Here is a 20,849-nt window from a genome sequence, read left to right on the forward strand (position 1 = left end):
AACAATTAATACTAGCTATTAATATATAAGGGTAATTTTTGAGGGTTCACTATGGACGTAAAAGTATTTCGTACGTTTCTTGAGTTGGCCAAAGTCCGGCATTTTGGACGTGCGGCTGAGAATCTTTATCTTACCCAAGCAGCGGTAAGCGCACGGATTAAACAATTAGAAAATTATTTTGACGCTCAGCTTTTTACTCGTGATCGAAATAACATCAAACTGACGTCTGCGGGCGAACGTTTAGTCAACTATGCGGAAATCATGGTGGCTACGTTACAGCAGGCCAAATATGACCTCTCTCTGGATGGCGGTAAAGCACTCCAGTTGACGTTAGGTGGTACACCTAATATATGGGATGCCTATTTACAGAATTGTCTTAGCGTAGTTACAGATGCGTTTGATGGCTATGGTTTTATGGCAGAAGTCATGGGACGAGAACAACTGAACCGTCAGCTATTGGAAAGAACGCTAGATATGGCATTTGCGTTTGACCCCATCAAAGCGGAAGAGCTGCAATGTAAGAAAGTGGCTGACATGGTGTTGGTGTTGGTATCCACCCATGCCGATACGGTAGATAACGTATTTGATCGTCGCTATGTCTATGTAGATTGGGGGGCAAGATTTGCTTCAGAACATGGTGAACGTCACCCTAAAGCGCCAGCCCCATTTCTGCGCACTTCAACGGCACGTATAGCGCTTGATTTCATTTTGGAGAAGGGTGGTAGTGCTTATCTGCCCGCATCGGTTGTAGAGCCATTTATCAAGGCAAAACAGTTATATCGAGTGCAGGGTGTTGATGACTGGTATCGTCCTGTTTATCTGAGCTATCGTAAAAACAGTTCGTCGATTGATGCAATTATTCAGGTTGAGGATTTGGTGAAACATATCGATCCGCTAACGGGATACAGCTTAACGCGAGCTGGCGAGGCAATGTAGACGAGATGTGTCGACGGCACATTATCAGCATAAAAAATCAGCAGAATTGAAAAAGGGCGAAGTGAACACTTCGCCCTTTTTGATTATCTCAGAGTTCTGAATTAGTTGAATTTTTTCACTAATGCGTTATCGATAGCGAACTTACCTTGACCAGAGAAGAGTAAAGATAGGCTTGCTGCAAACAGGGCTAGACCATATTCGTAACCGCCATTGCTCAGGAATAGACCGTGAGAAATGTGCACGCTGAAAATGGCAACTAGCATAGTAAATGCAGTGACAGCTGCTGCTGGACGAGTTAACAGACCAACAAGAAGCAGAAGACCACCGAAGAACTCGCCGCTACCTGCAAGGCCAGCCATTAAGACACCTGGGTGAATGCCGATAGAATCCATCCATTGGCCAGTACCTTGTAGGCCATAACCACCGTTCCAACCAAACAATTTTTGGCTACCATGTGCCATATAAATGATGCCGACAGGGATACGTAGTGCTAGTGGAGCGAGACCAGCGTTAGAAGTTAACAGTTTTTTCAAAAATGCGCCCATGTGGAGTTCCTCAAATCAAATACGGTTCGTAAGTGTTATCACTAAGTTGCGCTCAGTCTAGGTGACATTCATTGTGTTGATAATCCGTCGTATCTGATATTGATGTTCGAAAATGTTGAACTTGTTTTATGGAACTTTCTGATGCATATCTAATAGAGTACCGAAAATGGCGAGTACGCGAGCTGTAATGACGTAAGATAAGGCATCAAAAGGGAAAAGGATGAATTATGTCCACCATTCTAACCATAGATAGAGACGCCTATAGGCAAGCTCGTTTAAGTCGTGATGCTCGATTTGACGGAGTATTTTTTGTTGCAGTCAAAACAACCAAAATATTTTGTCGACCAATCTGCCCAGCCAATCTGCCTAAAGAGGAAAACGTCGATTATTACCATACTGCGGCACAAGCGATTGAAGCGGGTTATCGACCCTGTTTGCGTTGTCATCCTGATAGTGCACCTAAGTCATATCGGTGGATGGGTACTGCGACAACATTTGAACGCGCGATAAAACTGATTGATCAAGGCATACTAACCAATGGTTCGGTGGTTGATTTGGCGGATAGATTGGGTATCAGTGAACGCTATTTACGCCAGCTATTCGACCAGTATTTGGGGCTCTCGCCTAAGCGCTACGCTTTGTATCAACAGCTACTTTTAGCCAAACAACTGCTGCATCGTAGCGCTATGAGTGTCGTGGATATCGCTTATGCCTGTGGATTTAATAGCCTGCGCCGTTTCAACGATGCCTTTGCTAAGCATTTCCTTATGGCGCCGACTCAGCTCAGACGTCAACATCAAGTTATATCCAGTGAGTACAAGTTGTTGCTTCCATATAAGGGCAAACTGGCGTGGCAACATATGCGTGATTTTTATGCGCTTCGTGCTATTGAGGGCGTTGAAGAGGTCAGTGACGATAGCTATTCTCGCCATCTTTTACATCAAGGTCAGAAAATTAGGTTTTGTGTCTCTCCTTCAGAAAATTCAAATATGGAACTGACATTTGAATTGGAGGATATACGCCAACTACGCTACCTGATCAGCCAAGTTCGCCGCCAATTTGATCTCGATGCCGACACCGATGTTATTGAACAGCATCTAGAGCAGTGTCAGCCCGGATTGGTTAAGCTGCCCGGCATTCGTTTACCTGGTGTTTGGAATACATGGGAAGCTGGAGTGCGCGCAATTTTAGGTCAGCAGGTCACAATCAAAGGCGCTATTGGTCAACTTAACTTGTTGGTTCAAACCTGTTATCAGGGACAGCCTAAACCTTGGTATTTCCCTGCACCGGAGCAGGTCCTAGCGATGGATTTGAGTTTCTTACGCATGCCCAATTCGCGTAAAGAGACACTTAAGCGGTTTGCTCAATTTATGGTTGAAAATCCCGATGCTCCTGCCCAGCAATGGCTGGATGTCAAAGGCATTGGTCCATGGACTGTGCAATATGCGCAGCTGCGTGGTGATGGGCAGGTGGATTGTTTTCTCGAAGGCGATTTGATCGTGAAAAAGGCGATGAATCAATTGCCTCAAGTTACCGCTCAACGTGTATCTCCATGGGGGAGTTACGCAACGTTTCACTGTTGGAATTGGTTATCATGAGATACTTTGGTCAATATAACAGCCCATTAGGTTTAGTCACCATCCAATGTGATGAGATAGGCATTACTGGTGTGTGGTTTGAAACTCACACAACGCGCCCCAACGATTTGGGCACAGAACATCCAGATTTGCCGTTATTGCAGCAGGCAGCTCTTCAACTCGGGGAATATTTTGTTGGACAACGACGAGAGTTCACTGTCGCTCTTAGTTTGCATGGGACCGAGTTTCAGCGGCAAGTGTGGCAAGCGTTAATCGCGATTCCTTTTGGTGAAACACGGTCGTATCAAGAACTGGCTGAGCAAGTGGGGAATCCCAAAGCAGTGAGAGCGGTAGGAACCGCTAATGGGCGAAATCCGATATCGGTTTTTATCCCATGTCATCGTGTGGTCGGGAAAAATGGTCACTTGTCGGGATATGCGGGTGGGATCGAACGCAAGCAAGCCTTGCTGGAGCTTGAGGGGATTACGCATTTAGTAAAATAGCGTGTTTGAGGCAGGTGACGTTAGGTTTGTCTTGGTCGTTCATACTTGTTTTCGTCATTAACCAAAGAGTCCTTCAGTAAGGACTCTTTGTGTTGAGCGGGGGATGTCGGTTTATTCCCTCAGGAGCTTATTCCCATACTCGTTTAGCCACTTCACGCACTAAGGCGATTTTTGCCCATTGCTGTGCTTGGGTTAAGTTGTTGCCTTCTTCGGTTGAAGCAAAACCACATTGAGTACTTAAGTAAAGGTTTTCTAGTGGAACGTATTGGCTCGCTTCTTGGATGCGGGCCACCACATCATCGGCATTTTCTAGCTCGCCCACTTTGGAGGAGATCAATCCCAATACCACTTTTTTACCCTCTGCCACATGCGCTAAAGGAGAGAAATCGCCAGCGCGTTCGGTATCAAACTCTAAATAGAACGCATCGACGTGTTCTTTGGCAAAAAGGACCTCAGCAACAGGAGCATAACCGCCACTTGCTGCCCAAGTTGAACGGTAGTTACCACGGCACACGTGTGTGCCAATAACCAAATCCTCCGGTACACCTTCAAGCGCTAAGTTATTTACTTTAAGTAATTTATTTAACAAATTATCCAGAGCAGAAGTGGCTACCGGTTGATGATCATGGCCGCAACTGCAAGTGGGTACTTGAACTTGTTCTGCTGCGCGCTGAACTTTAGGGTCGGTTAACATTCCCCATGTACAGTCATCAAGTTGTAAGCTGCGACAGCCAGCTGCATAAACTTGTTGAATCACAGTACGATAAGCTGCAGCGATGTCTTGAAGCAATTCATCTTCATCTGGATAGATAGCACGAGTTTGTTCGCGATTACCTTCCCGTTCCAACTCTTTGAGAAATTGCGCTGGCGCTGGAATGGTTAAGCGAGGCACAATCCCTTCTTCAGCAAACTGTTTTAGGAAGTTGAAATGCTCAATAAATGGGTGGTTATCACCACTTATTTTCCCGGTTAGCTGCACGCTTTCGGCACGTGTTTGCATCGCTGAAAAAGAATATCCGTTATCAATTGCCTTCTTCGCTACGCCGTTCAGCCCCCACATGAAATCTAAATGCCACCAACTGCGACGAAACTCTCCGTCGGTAATGACGTTCAGTCCAGCTTCTTTTTGAAGTTGCACCAACTCAGTAATGGCTTTGTCTTCTACAGCAGTTAACTCTTGCTGGGACAAATTGCCTTGCGCGAATGCCTTGCGAGCAGTGTGAAGATAGTCTGGACGTAGGTAACTGCCAACGACATCAGCGCGAAATGGAGGTTTGATTGACATAGGGGAAAGCGCCTCTAAAACAGAAAGATAATGCTGCCAAATTAGAGGGTTATGCCAAGAAAAAGAAGTGAGAGATCTGCATGAGGAGTATGAGAAAAATTCATGTTGCATAAAAAGCACTTTGGCGAAGGTTCGCCAAAGTGCTTAACAATAAGCCATCACTAAGTTTAGAACAGTGCGTGGTTAAGCATCACGTGTACAACGACACTGGCCGCATAGCCACATAAAATCACTGGAGTCCATTTTAAATGGCTACCAAAGGTATATAGCCCTTTAGTTGCGCCCATTAACGCAACGCCTGCAGCAGAACCGATAGAGAGCAAGCTGCCCCCAACCCCGGCGGTGAGCGTGACTAATAACCAGTTACCCGTCGACATCACAGGATCCATAGTCAGAACGGCGTACATCACTGGAATGTTATCAACGATGGAAGAAAGAATACCAATGATGACGTTGGCGGTAATTGGGTTCCATTGTGAATACATCACTTCGGATGCCATCGACAAGTAACCTAGTAAGCTCAAACCACCGACACACATCACCACGCCATAGAAGAACAATAAAGTGTCCCATTCAGCGCGAGCAATCCGTTGGAAAACATCAAAAGGAACAAACGATCCCATTTTTTGCAGCATCTGTTCGTCGCGTTCCAACTCTGCTTTGGCTTTGCGCTTTTCCACGGCGCGATTGAAGGTGACCCTTAGATAGAAACCAAAGAATTGTAAGTAGGCGAGACCCAACATCATGCCGATGACGGGAGGAAAATCGAACAAAGAGTGGAAGGTGACTGAGGTTAGAATAGTGAAAATAAACAGGGCGACAATAACTAATCCACCCCGTTTTACCTCTGTTGCGATCGATACGCTGGCGGGTTTCTGTTTAGGTAGAAACATCGACATGATGATCGCTGGAACCAGATAGTTCACTGCGGCAGGGATGAAAAGGTCGAAGAACTGACCAAATTCAACATTGCCTGCTTGCCAAACCATCAACGTGGTTATATCACCAAATGGGCTAAAAGCACCGCCAGCGTTTGCGGCAACCACAATATTTATACAGGAAAGGTTGACAAAGCGTTTATTATCGCCGCCTAGCTTCATTACAACCGCACACATTAATAAACCAGTCGTTAAGTTATCGGCTACTGGAGATATAAAGAAGGCAAGAAAGCCAGTGACCCAAAATAACGTGCGAAAATTGAAACCCTTTTTCAACATCCATGACTGAAGTCCGTCAAATACACCACGCTCGTCCATTGCGTTTATATATGTCATCGCAACAAGCAAGAACAAAAGTAGCTCAGCATATTCTAACAGGTTGTGTTCAATAGCATGCTCAACCAGCTCTGATTGACCGTATTGCTGGTAAACCCAACCAATGAGAGCCCATATCAAGCCCGCTGCAAGCAGTACTGGCTTGGATTTATGAAGTTTAAGATATTCTTCTAACATGACAGCAGCATAAGCAATCACAAAAATAGCGATAGCAGCGTAGCCAATAAAAGAGTGTGTCAGTGAAGGTACGGAATCCGAATTAGAAGAGGCGAGACTGACCGCTGGTATTAAATATAGGAGAAAAACTACCACTCCATATAGTGTTCGCTTCATTGCTTTTAGCTCCAGGAAAATTTAAATACAAAGAAATATTAAGGACTCTTTGCTGGAGCATTTGTGAACTAAATCAATTTAGTTTGATTTTTAGGCGCGGGAACGATGAAATTAGTTGAATAATAAAAAACATCCTTGCCATTAGTGACAAGGATGTTTTTTGATTGTTAATTAACCATGATTAGATGCAACTAATCATTGCTAATTGCAACTTTTTGTTTCTTCTCTAGAGTTTCTACATCGGTATTAAACACTTTTTCATCAAAAGCATTTTCTGACTTCGCTACGATACAAGTGACACAAGCATCGCCAGTGATGTTTACTGCAGTACGAATCATATCTAGCAGACGGTCAACACCCATAATGAGAGCAACACCTTCTAGTGGCAAACCAACTTGGTTTAGCACCATGGCCAGCATGATCAAACCTACACCAGGAACACCTGCAGTACCGATAGAAGCGAGTGTCGCGGTAACAATAACCATCAAGTAGTCAGTCATTGTTAAATCGATATTGAATGCTTGAGCGATGAAGGCAGTTGCAACGCCTTGCATGATCGCTGTGCCATCCATATTCACTGTTGCACCAAGTGGAATAGTGAAAGAGGCGATCTTGTTTTGTGCACCAAGACGTTTAGTGGCTGTTTCCATTGTGACAGGCAGTGTCGCATTAGATGATGCAGTTGAGAATGCAAACATCACAGCATCTTCCATTTTACGGAAGAACGTGAGCGGATTTAGACCTGCTAGGCCTTTTAGCATCACGCTGTAAGTCACAAATGCATGGATTAGCAAAGTACCAACGAGTACGGCAAAGTAAGCCGCTAGGTTCAAGATGGCGCCAAGACCCAAACCAGTAAATAGTTTTGCCATCAGGAAGAAGACACCGTAAGGCGCAACTTGCATCAATAGCGTTACCAGCTTCATTAGCACTTCGTTAAGGTCATTAAAGAAGCCAGTGATGCGTTCACCTGCTTCACCCGCTACGCTAATTGCTACACCAAATAGCAGGGCGAAAACGATCACTTGCAGAGTGTTACCTTCGGCCATTGCACTGATAGGGTTCGTTGGGAACATATCAATGATCACTTTTACTAGTGAAGGTGCTTCAGCAGATTTAAAAGTACTTGCAGCGGTTAAATCAGCACCTGCTCCTGGGTGGAATACGTTACCCATGATCAGTGCTAAACTAATAGCAACGGCAGTCGTAATGACATAAAGACCCAGCGTTTTGCCGCCCATACGACCCAAAGTTGAAAGATCTTTTAGTGAGCTAGTGCCACACACTAAAGAAACAAACACTAGAGGGACAACAAGCATTTTTAAGCTGGCGATGAAAATTTTGCCACCGACTTCAAATAGCCCATTGACGATGTAAGTATCAACGAAGCTGTACTGAGCAAAAAGGGCACGAATAGCGAACCCAGTCAAGATGCCGGCAACCATACCAAGGATAACGCGAGCGGTTAAAGACATTGGTTTTTTGGTATTCATTCTGAACACTCCTTATTATTTATTCACTTCGACGTCATTTCAAAGCGTGCGGCAGGTTAGCAGGCAAGTGGTGAAATCAAAAAACAAAATGCAATCTATAATTGATAGATGTGATCTATGTCACCATAATATGCCATCTGTTAATATTCTAGTAACATATTATTCGACTATTTTTAGTTGATTTTTTAACTTAATAACATTTTGAGCTGGAAATGCGACATTTAATGTTATTCTCATCCGATGAAAATTTATTAGAATGAGCTTATTGCAAGATTACATTTTTGCCATCAATTAATTATTTATTCATTTTTTATGAATAATTAGCTATTGCGTATGGGTTTGGATGTTGTCTAAGTACATCCATTTCTTGCGGCAAATTATTGGTTAATCATCCTCTAATATTGCTTTGTTTCTAGATAGTTATAGGCATGTAGGTGATAAATCCTAATCAACTATCCTGCCTTATTCCCTTATTACACTACAGAATAGTTACCCACACATTTTTGCTAGAGCAACAAAAGCGTGCTTCTTTTGTGTTAGCTATCACAGATTTTCGGCATAACTAACCAGCTTAGGTAAGTGATAGGTTGTCTTAGTGGTGATAAACGACCACATTTTCTGTCGCTTAAACGAGAAAACCCCAATAAAGATGCTTTTTTATTCTATTTGAGTATAAAAAAAGACCATTTATAAAAAAATATTGCAAAGATTCAAATAAATTGATCTTGAACAAGTTCTGCTGAGGGTAGAAGATAAAAACGAGACATGGAGCACAAATTTTTAACAATTGCTTCAGTGTCGTTTTCACATCATCCATCCAATCAAGTGGGGAGTTATTGTATGAGTAATTCTACTATTGCCTATTTTATTGCCGATACCCTGCGTCAAGCTGGTGTGCAACGTATTTGGGGGGTAACTGGCGATTCTCTAAATGGCTTAAGTGATAGCCTACGTAAAATAGGTGAAATCGAGTGGTTAGGTACTCGTCATGAAGAAGTCGCTGCCTTTGCTGCAGGCGCTGAAGCGCATTTATCTGGTCAATTGTCTGTATGTGCGGGTTCTTGTGGACCTGGCAACATGCATTTGATCAACGGGTTATATGATTGTCACCGCAACCGAGTTCCCGTACTTGCGATTGCTGCCCATATCCCTTCATCTGAAATTGGGACCAATTATTTCCAAGAGACTCACCCCCAGGAACTATTTAAAGAATGTAGTGTTTTCTGCGAGTTAGTTTCAAACCCAGAGCAAATGCCTTACTTGCTAGAAACGGCGATGCGTCAAGCCATCTTACACAATGATGTGGCGGTGCTTGTTTTGCCAGGTGATGTGGCTCTTAAAGCCATGCCTGAAGGTGTTGAAGCCAAGTGGAGTTTGCCTAAACCTGCGTTTTATGCGCCACAACAAGCGGATCTTGAACAGTTAGCTGCTTATTTAAATGACAGTCGTAAAGTGACCATCATGGTGGGGGCTGGGGTAAAAGGTGCTCATAAAGAAGTGGTTGCTCTGGCTGCTAAGCTTAAAGCGCCTATCGTTCATGCTTTACGCGGTAAAGAATATATCGAATATGAAAATCCGTATGATGTTGGTATGACAGGGTTGATTGGTTTTGCTTCAGGCTATCATGCGATGCGTGAAGCTGACACACTGCTACTGATTGGCACCAGTTTCCCTTATCGAGCTTTCTATCCTGATAAAGCCAAAATTGTCCAGATTGATAGCAATCCTGCATCTTTGGGGCGTCATACCCAAATTGAGTTTGGTGTCCTTGGGGATTCCCGCAGTACGATTAGCTCATTGCTACCGCTTATCAAAGAAGACCGTTCTGAAAAACACTTAACCAGCTGCTTAGCTAACTATAAAGAAGCGCGTAAAGGTTTGGATGATTTAGCCAATGGTAAAACCAGTCATGGGCTGATTCACCCTCAGTATCTTGCTCGCTTAATCAGTGAACAAGCTGCGGAAGATGCGGTATTTACTTGTGATGTAGGCACGCCAACCGTTTGGGCGGCTCGTTATTTAGAGATGAATGGCAAACGCCGTCTGATTGGGTCATTTAACCATGGCTCGATGGCGAATGCGATGTCACAAGCGATGGGTGCTCAAGCGTTTGATCGCCAGCGTCAAGTCATCGCCATGTGTGGTGATGGTGGTTTCTCTATGTTAATGGGGGATTTGTTGTCACTAAAACAATTGAATTTGCCCATCAAGATCATCGTCTTTAATAACCGTTCCCTTGGCTTTGTTGCTATGGAAATGAAAGCAAGTGGCTATTTGTCGAACGATACTGATCTACAAAACCCAAGCTTTGCTAAAATTGCAGAAGCGTGTGGAATAAAAGGCATACATGTGTCTGATCCTGATGCTCTAGCTGGTGCGTTGAGTGAAACGCTTAATTACCCAGGTGCAGTGGTTTTGGAAGTGGATACCGCAAAACAAGAACTTGCTATGCCACCACAAATTAAATTGGAACACGCTAAAGGCTTTAGCATTTATATGATGAAAGCCATAATCAACGGCCGTGGTGATGAAATCATTGAACTAAGTAAAACCAACTGGTTACGTTAGTCTCAGCGATTTTTCTCCTCCAAGACGATAGTCATCGCCCCTGCCGTATGGTGGGGGTATTTTTTCCCTCCTAGTAGTAAGTTGTTTTTATTGGGGAAATAGATGAATATTGTTCTTCTGCATGGGTTATACATGAACGCGCTGGTAATGCAGCCGCTCAAATATCGGTTAGAAAAAATGGGCTATTCAACCCATGTTCTCAATTTCAGCACCGTCACTATCGATACGGAACATCTCTTTAATAGTATTGATGCCGCTTTGAGCTCAGATCAGCCAAATGCTTTGGTGGGGCACAGTTTAGGTGGTTTGATTATTCAAAAATACTTGGCTGCTCGGCATCCCTCCGCGGAAATCATCTCCCATGTGGTCACTATAGGATCGCCTATGCAAGGCGCGGCTATTGTTCGAGCTATTGATGAAATGGGCATGAGTGGCATATTAGGTGATGCGAAAGAGTTCGGCCTTGAGCCACATGATAATCACTGGCATTTTCCGCAAAAATTAGGCTGTATTGCTGGCAATATGGCTTGGGGTGTCATGCCTCTATTACTTGGATTTGATATCTCATCTGACGGCACTGTATCTGTCGCGGAAACCCAGATTCCAGGAATGACTGATCATATTGAAACGAGTAATACCCACTTAACTTTGCTGTATAGCGACGAAGTTGCGGAACAAATCCATTTCTTCTTAGCGAATGATAAATTTGAGATAAAAAAAGCCGGATAAGTACGGTGAGCGTTACTCGTCTTATCCGGAGAACCAGGTGACTAGATGGGTCAAAGAGTTGTCGATGTAAACCGGTAAAGCAAAAGTAGTAGTGGCTCTACCGATGACAGGAGAGAGCATAAGCGCTAATGTCGGACATGTCTGGCTTGTTCTTTCTATTGATTTGATAGGTAGAATCGATACTTATTGATACATACATCCCACATCTAGTGATCTTAAGTAATGACCTTAAGGTTTACCGTTACCTTGAGATTATGAGTAATTAACGAATAAAAACGTAGATATCTGGTTGAAGTTCAAAGAATTGAGGTGGGATGAGATAAAAGTTCTAGTGAAAATAAGTGCTTTTATCTTACAGTTGCATGCAGTGGGAATAGTCAATTGCGCCTCAAGATGGCAGTACTATTCATCCTCTTGAATAGGGAATAAGAGGTTACGCTACCAAGATTATGACAAAAAAGTCGGCGATCCTAAGTTCAGTTGTGTTACTGATTTTACTGATTAACTTGATAGGTTATGTATTGATATCCTGTCGAGTCTATATCGCATTGAATCAGTATGCGTACGAACACACCGAGCAAATCTCGCAGCGTATTAATAGTATGCTGGAGTCGACGATTACGTCTTACTATACCGAACTGGATCAGTACAAACATCAATGTGATCAGTTCCTGCCATTAGCGAAACAAGTGAGTTTAGCTAGTCCCTATACTCGTTCGATTACACTGGCCAATCGTGACTTCATCTACTGCAGTACGATTACGCTAAATGCCAAACAAAAATATGTTGTTCAGAATGTGGCCCAAGGGGTCAGTCTGCGTTATATCGCATCCAGTCCATTGGTGAAAAAAAGCGACGTATTTCTTTTGGTCGTCACGTCGGAAGATGTTTACGTAAACTTCGGTATCGATAGTTTTATATTTACTAATTTACTCAATGTCGATATGAACTATTTCACGCCGTTACTTTACATAGATAACTACCTCGTCTCAAAAAATGGTACGACGTTATCTCCGTCGTTTAAGGTGGATGAGCATCATCTCGTCGAGAATGCCTACATACGTCTTTTCTATCAGATTGATAGACAAAATTACCTCAACTTCGGGCTTATCAATTACGCTTATTTCTACTTCATCATCACCGTGCTTTCGTTCATATGTGGTGTGGTCTTGTACGTATTTTTAATGCGCAGAGACTGGACTGTCTTTGCGATCGCAAAGGGGTTAAAACGAAAGCAATTTGTGCCGTATCTTCAACCTGTGTTTGATAAAGATCGCCGCATGGTTGGGGCTGAGGTTCTGGCTCGGTGGTTACATCCTAAATATGGTTTGATTGCACCGGATCAATTTATTCCCAATGCCGAGCATAGCGGGCAAATCAATCAGATATTTTCTCAGCTCGTTGATAAAGTTGTGGCTGGCTTGAAACCGTTTCAATCACGCATTGATAGCCTTAACGAGTTCCATTTGGCTTTTAATGTGGCGTCGCCACAGCTCACGCATTTTCATCTCTTACGTGATTGTAAACATCTCATCTACGGCTTGAATCGTTGCCATTTTCAACTGGTACTCGAACTCACAGAACGGGTACAAATTCCTCAAGATGAACTGCATATCCAGGGAATCATTAGCCTTAAGAAGCAAGGAATACGAATTGCGTTAGACGATTTTGGTACTGGTCATTCATCTCTTTCCTATTTGAAGAACATTAAGATCGATTACTTAAAGATGGACAAAAGTTTTACCGACATGATTGGTGAAGAGGAATTTAAAGATCACATTGTCGCCAATGTGCTTGATCTGGCGGAGCGAATTGGGGTGCCAGTGGTGGCAGAAGGTATTGAAAACCAGTATCAAGAGCTCTACTTGCTGAATCACAACACGCAGTTTTTCCAAGGCTATTATTATGGTCGTCCAGTCTCCATTGACGAGTTCATTCGTCTTTATCTTTCCTAGCGTTATCTTTGGTTACAAATAAACCATTTGGTTTGTATGGTTATGTGATTTATATCACAAACTATTTACTTAGCGTGCTAACTAAACTATATTAGTTAGCACGCTAAGTTTTATTGGTAACCTTATGTTTCACGATTCCGATATTTTTCGTCAACTCTCTCTGGCTGAGCGATTAGCTCGAGTTTCTCGTCTTTGGAAAATGGCGGCTGATCGTGAATTGGCTCCACTGGGTCTTACCCATCCGCGGTGGACTGCATTGTGGAAGTTGCAACGTTTAGGCGATCACATCAGCCAAAAGCAACTTGCCTGTGCGTTAGAACTTGAGTTGCCCTCATTAATGCGCACATTGAGCCAATTAGAAGAACAAGCGTTGATCACTCGTCACTCTTGTGAAAATGACAAACGTACTCGGATTGTGAGTTTAACCGAGCAGGGCAAGCTACTCCTTGCTCAAATGGAAAAACGCATTTTTGAAGTTCGTAATCAAGTTTTAAAAGATGTCGCTCCTCAAGAGTTAGAGTTGCTATCGACCTTGTTAGAAAAGATCGCTGAAAACACGCTAAACATCCTTGATAACTAGTTTTACCCCCCATTGTTAAGAGAAGTACCTATTCATGACCCCAGATCAGAAATTTGCGCGCTGGATTAAGATCTCCTGTTTCGCGTTTGTGATTATTTTTGCCTATTTTGTCGTGGCAGATATGTTTTTGCCTTTGACTCCTCAGGCGCTTGTTACCCGAGTCGTGACCAAAGTTGCCCCTCGCGTCAGCGGGCAAATTATGTCGATTGAAGTAAAAAATAACCAAGCCGTGCACACGGGCGATGTGTTATTTCAAATCGACCCTGAGCCATACAAACTCGCGGTTGAACAAGCCAAGATCGCTTTAGATAAAGTGAAGCAAAATAACGCTCAACTTGATGCTGATATTTTGGCGTCTCGCGCAAGTGTTGAAGCTAGTCGTATCGTAACCGAGCAAAAAGAGCGTGAAGCTAACCGTTTGAAACAGCTGCTTCAACGTAGCGGCACCTCGCAACAACAATATGATGATTCACAAAGCTCAGCGATTGCGGCAAAAGCCAATTGGGATGCAGCTAAGGCACGTTTGCAAGGCCTGATTGTGAGCCGTGGTTCGATTGATGATGAGAAAAACGTCAACATCCAAGCGGCGCGCAACCAATTAAATCAAGCAGAATTGAATTTGGAATACACCACTGTTGTAGCAGAGCATGACGGTATTGTGACCAACCTACAGTTGGAAGCGGGTACGTTCGCCTCTGCTGGTAGCCCACTGGTGGCGTTGGTTGATGATTCAATGGATATCATTGCCGATTTTCGTGAAAAAAGCTTACGTCACTTTACCAATAAGGCGCGCGTCTACGTTGCCTTTGACCGTTACCCAGGAAAAATGTTCGATGGCGCTATTTCGTCTGTGGACGCAGGGGTAAGTGCTGGACAATTTGATGCTGATGGTCGCTTAGCTGCGCCAACCTCGTCTAACCGCTGGGTACGTGACGCGCAACGTATGCGTTTGCATGTGCAGCTGCAAGATGAGATGGAGAGCCAATTACCTGCGGGTGCTCAGGCAACCGTACAGCTCGTTCCTGATAATGGTTTTGGTGCCTTATTTGCCAAGCTGCAAATCTACTTTATCAGTAGCTTGCACTACATCTACTAATAAGGTGATGCCATGAAGTTATGGGATCACCCAATGTCTAAAAACGATTTTAGACAGTGTTTACGGATAGCAACAGGCTCAGCCCTCGGTTTCACAATCTGTAAGATATTTGGCTGGAGTAACGGGGTGTTTTTCACCGTTACACCGGTTTTGCTGCTGGGTATGATTCCAGTCATGAGCATGCATGCCGCTCGTCAGTTGATCGCTTCTTCAGTGGTGGTTGGTCTGGAAATGGGGATCATCGGCGGTCTGTTTGGTGGCCATCCGGGGTTAATGACCATACTGGCGTTTGCGATGTTTCTCGCTTATTTTGCTTGTATGTCAAAAGGCAGCCTGTTCCTGTTTGGCGCTAATGGTGTTTTAAACCTCAGCATTATGTTGCATTTCGGCAGTTTTTCTAGCACCGATATGAACGACTTTATTCAAGTGAGTTTGATGGCCAGTGTGCTTTCAGTGGCGATTGCTTATTTGATGATGTATGTGTTCCCCGATGTGGAACCGCGCGATCCTCCGCCGAGACCAACAGAGCCGAAAAAGTCCCACCGCATGAGACATGAAGCTCTGATGGGAGCGACAATAGCGACCCTGTCGTTTATTGTGTTTCAGGTGGCTGACCTACAAGATTCTATGTCGGCACAAGCAACAACCATTTTGTTGATGTTTCCAATGCATTGGAATGGCGCTATGGGCTACGCTCGTAAGAGGGCGATGGGCACCTTGATGGGCGTATCGTTTGGCATGTTCTGCCAAATCATTTTGTACGATTGGTCGGATGTGTTGCTGTTTGTTGTTCCGCTACTCTGGATTGGAGCGATGCTCTTTGGCTATATGCACGTGAAAGAGTCGAGTGGTTCTGGCGCTGGATTTGGTGGCTTAACCACATTAGGTATTTTATTTGGTCAATACCTGACGCCTGGTGGGGATCTCGTGTTCAGCGCTTTATATCGTGTCAGCAGCATTTTGTTTGCTATCGTGGCAACTCTGCTCGTGACCTATTTGGTTCACATCATTTTGAACCGATTTGAATCGACGCGATTCAGCCAATAGCATTCAATAGCATTTTCGCGCTAGTCATTAAGTAAACGGCCCCAGTGATTAAAGTCACTGGGGCCGTTTTTATGCAAAGAAAACAGCAGATTCGGTTTTTCTCTTCCTCGTAACGCTAATTAGCCATTTAAGGGGAGTCCTAACGCTTGGCGTAAATAGCTACCAGCGCCGAGTAAACCTGGTTCTTGGTGGGTGATAAGGTAGACAGGAATATCTTGGAGATATTCATTGAAACGCCCTTTATCCTCAAACGCTTGACGAAAGTCTGATGCGGCAAGAAAGTCTTTAAAACGAGGAGCGATACCTCCTGCGATATAGACTCCACCAAATGTACCCATGTTAAGTGCTAGGTTCCCAGCAAAACGGCCCATTAAGATGCAGAATAGCTTCAAAGCAGCCACACAATCAGGGTTGCCATTTTCTAAAGCAAGGGTAGTGATATCTTTAGGCTCTAAGATGCTCGGTTCACGGCCGTCTGAAATAACGTGATGATGATAAATCTGTACGAGGCCCTGTCCTGACAGGCAGCGTTCCGCAGAAACGCGACCAAACTGTTTACGTAACCATTTTAATAATGAATCTTCTTCTGGAGTACATGGAGCAAAATCTACGTGTCCACCTTCACCTGGCAAAGTGATCCAAGTGTTATTCACCTGGATTAGATGGGCCACCCCAAGACCAGTGCCTGCGCCGAAAATGGCAATTGGCTTATCCGCTTGTGCATTAGTCCCACCCAATTGAATGCGATCTTGAGTGCTTATCACTGGAATGGCCATAGACACCGCAGTGAAATCATTGATGACTTCGAGGTGTTCTAAGTGCAGTTGTTCCTTTAACTCTTTGATAGAGAATGCCCAACTATGATTGGTCATAGATATCCAATCACCATTGATAGGGCAAGCAATCGCTAAACACGCAGTTTGTACAATTTGGTCGACATCATTTAGGTATTGCTTAATCACGACTTCTAAACTTGGATACTCTGCGCCAGAGTAGGTTAATGCACTGACCAGTTGACCTGTATTTAAATCACATAAAGCTAAGCGTGCATTGGTTCCACCGATGTCACCGACTAACGCATATTGGATGGGCATAAAGACTCCAGTATTGGTAATAAATGTAAGTTTTAATGTAACAATACAAATCGCCTCGGAGATAGGAAATCGCCAACTCAATCAATTCAGTCTGCGCAACCAAGAGGCCAAAATTTCATTATTATTTTGCTGAACTTCTTACCATTAATGTGTGATGAATGATTTGCGAAGTGACATCTTCTCCCGCCATTTTTTTCATCAACATCTTCATGGCTGTTTTACCCATATCTAATGTCGGTTGGCGAATGGTGGTGAGAGATGGAATAAACATGCTTGCTAAGGGCAAATCATCAAAGCCTATCACTGCTATGTCTCTGGGTATCTCTTTCCCCATTTGATATACCGCTTTCATTACGCCAATGGCGAGCATATCTGCGACCGCGAAAATAGCGGTTGGTGGTTCCGGCTGAGTCAATAAACGGCGCGCAGCAAGCTCACCTAATGGAAAATCAATGTCACCCATCGCCTGGATGTAATCCTCATTGATTGGTATGCCAGCATCTTGTAAAGCAGAGCGATAACCCTCTTCACGTTGTTGGGCGTATAAATAGTTTGAATCAGAAGTGACCAAAGCAACGCGTTCATGACCTTTTGATACCAAATAAAGCACTGCATCTTTGGCTGCTTGTTTATGGTTAATGCTGACATAAGGTACAGGTGATTCTGGGTTGTACTCAGAACAAGAAATCCAAGGTAATTTTTGAATTTCATCGGGTAGCGTTTGCTGCGTCATCATAGGCGTGAGACTGATTACCCCACTTACTTGTTTTTGCTTAAGCAAATCCAAGTAATGCTTCTCTAACGAACTTTCACCTTGGGTATTGGTGAGGATGACAGCATACCCATTCTCTTTTGCAGTGCTTTCGATACCTTTCACGATCCCGCTGTAAAACGGGTTATCAATATTGGGAACCAGCACCATAACCAGTTTATTACCGAACAGTTTGGGAGCGTTATTGTTTTCCGGCAAGGTATAACCGAGCTCATCAATGGCTTGTTGTACTTTATCTCGCGTGTGTGGACGTATGGCGTTACTGCCATTTAATACGCGAGAGACTGTAGCGGTTGAAACGCCAGCGTGTTTTGCTACATCAGAAATGGAAGGTCTCATGAAACTCTAGGTCACTACGATACATAGCATGGACTTTATCATGTATTAAAATGTCGTACTACATTTCATTTCATGAGAATATCCCATGCCAGTGATCCATCTCTCAAAACCTTATTCTATTGTGATTGCACGCAAAAAAACAATAAGGTTAAACCGATATTCATACCGCTACGCCACTCTTTTGGATTAGTATTTTTGTAACGAAAAATGTAACGTTACATTTGATTCAAAGATGGAGTAGCGAATGAACAAGTCCCCACTCAATGCCGTTATCATCGGCACAGGTATGATTGCACATGTCCACTTTCGTGCATTAAAAGTGGCTGGTGTGAATGTCATCGGCCTTGTGGACGCAAACCCTGAACAAGCACAGCGTATTGCTGCAAAGTGGCAAGTGGAAGTGTTTGCTGATCTGCACGCTGCATTGAATTGTGCTGAAGTGGATGTTGTCCACATCTGTACTCCAAATGCGTTCCATTATCCGATGGCAAAAGAAGCGGTAGCTGCTGGCAAACATGTGGTGTGTGAAAAACCACTGGCTGTGACGCTTGAGCAAGCAGAAGAATTAGAGCAGCTGGCTAATCAACATGGTGTTCAAACCGCGGTACCTTTTGTTTACCGTTACCACCCGATGGTTCGCGAAGCGAAAGCTCGTATTGAAAATGGTGAACTGGGCAAACTGCATTTGGTTCATGGCAGTTACTTGCAAGACTGGCTGTTAGAGCAAAGCGATAACAACTGGCGTGTGGATCCGAAACAAGGCGGACAATCTCGTGCTTTTGCCGATATCGGTAGCCATTGGTGTGATTTGATTGAATGGGTGACAGGCGAACGTTTCGTGCAGCTTGTTGCTAATTTCCATACCGCGCAAAAAGAGCGCAGTGCTGATGCCGCTGAAACTTTTACCGCTCGGACTGAAGAGCAAAAAGCCGCAGGCAAAACCACCTCTGTAACCACAGAAGACATCGCGACTGTGATGATGATGACGGATCGCAACACTCCGGTATCGCTCACCATCAGCCAAGTCTCTGCTGGGCGTAAAAACCGTTTGTGGTTTGAAATTGATGGTAGCGAAAGCAGCCTGGAATTTGACCAAGAAAAACCAGAGCAGTTATGGGTGAGTCGTCGCGATTCTCGTTCTCTTATCGTGCGCGATCCTACTCAAGGTTCTGATGAACAACGTCGTTTGTCGATCACTCCAGCGGGGCATGCGCAAGGTTATAGCCACTGCTTCGAAGCTTTTATGCGCGATTTCTACGCATCATTACAAGGCGCAAACCCAGTCGGTTTACCTTCTTTCAAAGATGGCGTTCGTGCTGCGAAATTGATTGATACCACGTTGAAATCTGTACATAGCAAACAATGGATTAACATCGAGTAGAACTGACCTTCTACCGTGAAACCACCCTACATATAAAAAATAAGAATGGATAAGTCTATGAAAAACGACCACTTAATAATGCCCCGGCTACGGGTAATGATGTTCCTGCAATTCTTTGTTTGGGGCGCATGGTATACATCGATTGCCGTTTACATGTCACAAGTCGGTATGAGTGACCTGACTCACTGGCCTTACACAGTAAACCCAATCGCAGCTGTGATTGCCCCATTCTTTATTGGTTTGATTGCTGATAAGTACTTTGATACACAAAAAGTCTTAGGTATCTTGCACTTACTGGGTGCGGTGTTCCTATTCTTGGCACCAAGCACCATTGACAACCCAACCTTGTTTATTGTCATTCTCTTAGCTTACAACTTGGCATATATGCCGACTTTGGGTCTGTCGAACTCCATTGCGTTCCGCAATATTGATGATCAAGAGAAGCAATTCCCGACCATTCGTGTCTTCGGCACCATCGGTTGGATCATTGCAGGTCTATTCATCAGCTTTATTTTGAGCTCAGCATTTGGCGTGACCGCAGAAAAAACCGCAATGCCACTTTACACCTCAGCCATCGCGAGTTTGATCTTAGGTTTCTATAGCTTTACGTTGCCGAAAACAGCGCCGGCGAATCGAGGTCAAAAAACTTCGCTGAGCGAAATCTCAGGTGTCAGCGTGGTGAAAGATCTCGCTAGCCCACAATTCTTTGTCTTCATGCTGGCATCATTCCTTATTTGTATTCCGTTAGCTGCTTACTACAACTTTACCCAGCTGTTCTTGAGCACCATGGATATTGCTAACGTTGCGGGGATTCAAACTATCGGTCAGGTTTCGGAATTTGGCTTCATGCTATTGATGCCGTGGTTCTTTCGTCGCCTTGGCGTGAAATGGATGTTGGTTGCAGGGATGGGCGCATGGGTTGTGCGTTACGCACTGTTTGCCATGAGCGCACCAGATTCAGTGATGTGGATGATCATGGCAGGGATTGCACTGCATGGTATTTGTTACGATTTCTTCTTTGTGACCGGACAAATTTACATCGACAAGCAATGTAACGACTCTAACCGTGGTCAAGCTCAAGGTCTGTTGGTCCTGGTGACTTACGGTGTCGGCATGCTGGTGGGCGCACAGGTTGCCGGTGAAGTGTACAACTCATTCCTCGCAGGCTCAGCTCAATTGACACCTGAAAACTGGGGCAGCTTCTGGTGGTTACCAGCCATGTTTGCCGCAGGCGTAGCACTGTTCTTTATCTTGTTCTTCCACCACAAAGCAGAACGAGCACAGCGCACAGTCACTCAATAATTTTCTATCAGCGATGGTTTGTCATGAACCATCGCTGCGC

Annotated in this window: 17 protein-coding genes; 11 read left to right on the forward strand and 6 right to left on the reverse strand. The window is 44.2% G+C overall.

The window, feature by feature from the left end; genetic code table 11:
* Window positions 1–51 precede the first annotated feature (51 nt).
* On the forward strand, window positions 52–936 hold the full coding sequence (locus OCV11_RS16905; protein ID WP_261897198.1) for a LysR family transcriptional regulator: 885 nt from the start codon (window positions 52–54) through the stop codon (window positions 934–936).
* 101 nt (window positions 937–1,037) lie between these two features.
* Here OCV11_RS16905 and OCV11_RS16910 read toward each other — a convergent pair whose 3' ends face one another.
* Window positions 1,038–1,481, reverse strand: a complete 444-nt coding sequence (locus OCV11_RS16910) for a DoxX family protein (RefSeq protein ID WP_261897199.1) — start codon at window positions 1,479–1,481, stop codon at window positions 1,038–1,040.
* Between the two features lie 227 nt (window positions 1,482–1,708).
* Between OCV11_RS16910 and OCV11_RS16915 the strand changes: the two genes are divergently transcribed.
* Window positions 1,709–3,079 (forward strand): DNA-3-methyladenine glycosylase 2 family protein, encoded by a 1,371-nt coding sequence (locus OCV11_RS16915; RefSeq protein ID WP_261897200.1) that lies wholly within the window; start codon window positions 1,709–1,711, stop codon window positions 3,077–3,079.
* Window positions 3,076–3,561 carry a methylated-DNA--[protein]-cysteine S-methyltransferase gene (locus OCV11_RS16920; protein ID WP_261897201.1) on the forward strand — a complete coding sequence of 162 codons (486 nt, stop codon included), beginning with the start codon at window positions 3,076–3,078 and terminating at the stop codon, window positions 3,559–3,561. The genes OCV11_RS16915 and OCV11_RS16920 overlap by 4 nt, the downstream gene beginning before the upstream one ends.
* A gap of 127 nt (window positions 3,562–3,688) precedes the next feature.
* On the opposite strand, the gene OCV11_RS16925 is transcribed toward OCV11_RS16920, so the two are convergent.
* The 3 genes from OCV11_RS16925 to OCV11_RS16935 form a co-directional block, all read right to left on the reverse strand.
* Window positions 3,689–4,846 carry a 5-methyltetrahydropteroyltriglutamate--homocysteine S-methyltransferase gene (locus OCV11_RS16925; protein WP_261897202.1) on the reverse strand — a complete coding sequence of 386 codons (1,158 nt, stop codon included), beginning with the start codon at window positions 4,844–4,846 and terminating at the stop codon, window positions 3,689–3,691.
* A 167-nt stretch (window positions 4,847–5,013) separates the two neighbouring features.
* Complete coding sequence (gene nhaD / locus OCV11_RS16930) at window positions 5,014–6,453, reverse strand: sodium:proton antiporter NhaD (RefSeq protein WP_261897203.1); 1,440 nt, start codon at window positions 6,451–6,453, stop codon at window positions 5,014–5,016.
* Window positions 6,454–6,644: 191 nt separating this feature from the next.
* The gene (locus OCV11_RS16935; RefSeq protein ID WP_261897204.1) at window positions 6,645–7,946 is read right to left on the reverse strand and encodes a dicarboxylate/amino acid:cation symporter; all 1,302 of its coding nucleotides are present in this window, start codon (window positions 7,944–7,946) and stop codon (window positions 6,645–6,647) included.
* Between the two features lie 840 nt (window positions 7,947–8,786).
* Here OCV11_RS16935 and poxB point away from each other — a divergent pair.
* From poxB to OCV11_RS16965, 6 genes are all read left to right on the forward strand, one after another.
* On the forward strand, window positions 8,787–10,514 hold the full coding sequence (gene poxB / locus OCV11_RS16940; RefSeq protein WP_261897205.1) for a ubiquinone-dependent pyruvate dehydrogenase: 1,728 nt from the start codon (window positions 8,787–8,789) through the stop codon (window positions 10,512–10,514).
* Between the two features lie 102 nt (window positions 10,515–10,616).
* Complete coding sequence (locus tag OCV11_RS16945; RefSeq protein ID WP_261897206.1) at window positions 10,617–11,243, forward strand: alpha/beta fold hydrolase; 627 nt, start codon at window positions 10,617–10,619, stop codon at window positions 11,241–11,243.
* A gap of 449 nt (window positions 11,244–11,692) precedes the next feature.
* Window positions 11,693–13,198 (forward strand): EAL domain-containing protein, encoded by a 1,506-nt coding sequence (locus OCV11_RS16950; protein WP_261897207.1) that lies wholly within the window; start codon window positions 11,693–11,695, stop codon window positions 13,196–13,198.
* Window positions 13,199–13,322: 124 nt separating this feature from the next.
* Window positions 13,323–13,778, forward strand: a complete 456-nt coding sequence (slyA, locus tag OCV11_RS16955; RefSeq protein WP_261897208.1) for a transcriptional regulator SlyA — start codon at window positions 13,323–13,325, stop codon at window positions 13,776–13,778.
* A 34-nt stretch (window positions 13,779–13,812) separates the two neighbouring features.
* A complete protein-coding gene (locus tag OCV11_RS16960; protein ID WP_261897209.1) occupies window positions 13,813–14,874 on the forward strand; it encodes an HlyD family secretion protein in 1,062 nt (353 codons plus the stop codon).
* 12 nt (window positions 14,875–14,886) lie between these two features.
* Window positions 14,887–15,921 carry a DUF2955 domain-containing protein gene (locus tag OCV11_RS16965; protein WP_261897210.1) on the forward strand — a complete coding sequence of 345 codons (1,035 nt, stop codon included), beginning with the start codon at window positions 14,887–14,889 and terminating at the stop codon, window positions 15,919–15,921.
* Between the two features lie 119 nt (window positions 15,922–16,040).
* Here the strand turns inward: OCV11_RS16965 and glk are convergent, their stop codons facing one another.
* Both glk and OCV11_RS16975 read right to left on the reverse strand, forming a co-directional pair.
* Window positions 16,041–17,015 (reverse strand): glucokinase, encoded by a 975-nt coding sequence (glk, locus tag OCV11_RS16970; RefSeq protein ID WP_261897211.1) that lies wholly within the window; start codon window positions 17,013–17,015, stop codon window positions 16,041–16,043.
* Window positions 17,016–17,136: 121 nt separating this feature from the next.
* Entirely contained in the window at window positions 17,137–18,126 is a 990-nt protein-coding gene (locus OCV11_RS16975; protein WP_261897212.1) for a LacI family DNA-binding transcriptional regulator, read from the reverse strand.
* A gap of 244 nt (window positions 18,127–18,370) precedes the next feature.
* Between OCV11_RS16975 and OCV11_RS16980 the strand changes: the two genes are divergently transcribed.
* Together OCV11_RS16980 and OCV11_RS16985 are read left to right on the forward strand one after the other, a co-directional pair.
* On the forward strand, window positions 18,371–19,507 hold the full coding sequence (locus OCV11_RS16980; protein ID WP_261897213.1) for a Gfo/Idh/MocA family protein: 1,137 nt from the start codon (window positions 18,371–18,373) through the stop codon (window positions 19,505–19,507).
* A gap of 57 nt (window positions 19,508–19,564) precedes the next feature.
* The gene (locus OCV11_RS16985; protein WP_261897214.1) at window positions 19,565–20,809 is read left to right on the forward strand and encodes an MFS transporter; all 1,245 of its coding nucleotides are present in this window, start codon (window positions 19,565–19,567) and stop codon (window positions 20,807–20,809) included.
* The last annotated feature ends 40 nt before the right edge of the window (window positions 20,810–20,849 follow it).

The organism is Vibrio porteresiae DSM 19223, from assembly GCF_024347055.1.
GTDB classification, from domain to species: Bacteria; Pseudomonadota; Gammaproteobacteria; order Enterobacterales; family Vibrionaceae; genus Vibrio; species Vibrio porteresiae.

What these genes read in the sequence shown, in the direction of transcription:
- OCV11_RS16975 (WP_261897212.1), bottom strand. Translation starts at nt 18,126, where the DNA reads ATGAGACCTTCCATTTCTGATGTAGCAAAACACGCTGGCGTTTCAACC.
- OCV11_RS16915 (WP_261897200.1), top strand. Translation starts at nt 1,709, where the DNA reads ATGTCCACCATTCTAACCATAGATAGAGACGCCTATAGGCAAGCTCGT.
- OCV11_RS16910 (WP_261897199.1), bottom strand. Translation starts at nt 1,481, where the DNA reads ATGGGCGCATTTTTGAAAAAACTGTTAACTTCTAACGCTGGTCTCGCT.
- slyA (WP_261897208.1), top strand. Translation starts at nt 13,323, where the DNA reads ATGTTTCACGATTCCGATATTTTTCGTCAACTCTCTCTGGCTGAGCGA.
- OCV11_RS16905 (WP_261897198.1), top strand. Translation starts at nt 52, where the DNA reads ATGGACGTAAAAGTATTTCGTACGTTTCTTGAGTTGGCCAAAGTCCGG.
- OCV11_RS16960 (WP_261897209.1), top strand. Translation starts at nt 13,813, where the DNA reads ATGACCCCAGATCAGAAATTTGCGCGCTGGATTAAGATCTCCTGTTTC.
- OCV11_RS16935 (WP_261897204.1), bottom strand. Translation starts at nt 7,946, where the DNA reads ATGAATACCAAAAAACCAATGTCTTTAACCGCTCGCGTTATCCTTGGT.
- glk (WP_261897211.1), bottom strand. Translation starts at nt 17,015, where the DNA reads ATGCCCATCCAATATGCGTTAGTCGGTGACATCGGTGGAACCAATGCA.
- OCV11_RS16945 (WP_261897206.1), top strand. Translation starts at nt 10,617, where the DNA reads ATGAATATTGTTCTTCTGCATGGGTTATACATGAACGCGCTGGTAATG.
- OCV11_RS16950 (WP_261897207.1), top strand. Translation starts at nt 11,693, where the DNA reads ATGACAAAAAAGTCGGCGATCCTAAGTTCAGTTGTGTTACTGATTTTA.
- OCV11_RS16985 (WP_261897214.1), top strand. Translation starts at nt 19,565, where the DNA reads ATGAAAAACGACCACTTAATAATGCCCCGGCTACGGGTAATGATGTTC.
- OCV11_RS16965 (WP_261897210.1), top strand. Translation starts at nt 14,887, where the DNA reads ATGAAGTTATGGGATCACCCAATGTCTAAAAACGATTTTAGACAGTGT.
- OCV11_RS16980 (WP_261897213.1), top strand. Translation starts at nt 18,371, where the DNA reads ATGAACAAGTCCCCACTCAATGCCGTTATCATCGGCACAGGTATGATT.
- nhaD (WP_261897203.1), bottom strand. Translation starts at nt 6,453, where the DNA reads ATGAAGCGAACACTATATGGAGTGGTAGTTTTTCTCCTATATTTAATA.
- OCV11_RS16920 (WP_261897201.1), top strand. Translation starts at nt 3,076, where the DNA reads ATGAGATACTTTGGTCAATATAACAGCCCATTAGGTTTAGTCACCATC.
- OCV11_RS16925 (WP_261897202.1), bottom strand. Translation starts at nt 4,846, where the DNA reads ATGTCAATCAAACCTCCATTTCGCGCTGATGTCGTTGGCAGTTACCTA.
- poxB (WP_261897205.1), top strand. Translation starts at nt 8,787, where the DNA reads ATGAGTAATTCTACTATTGCCTATTTTATTGCCGATACCCTGCGTCAA.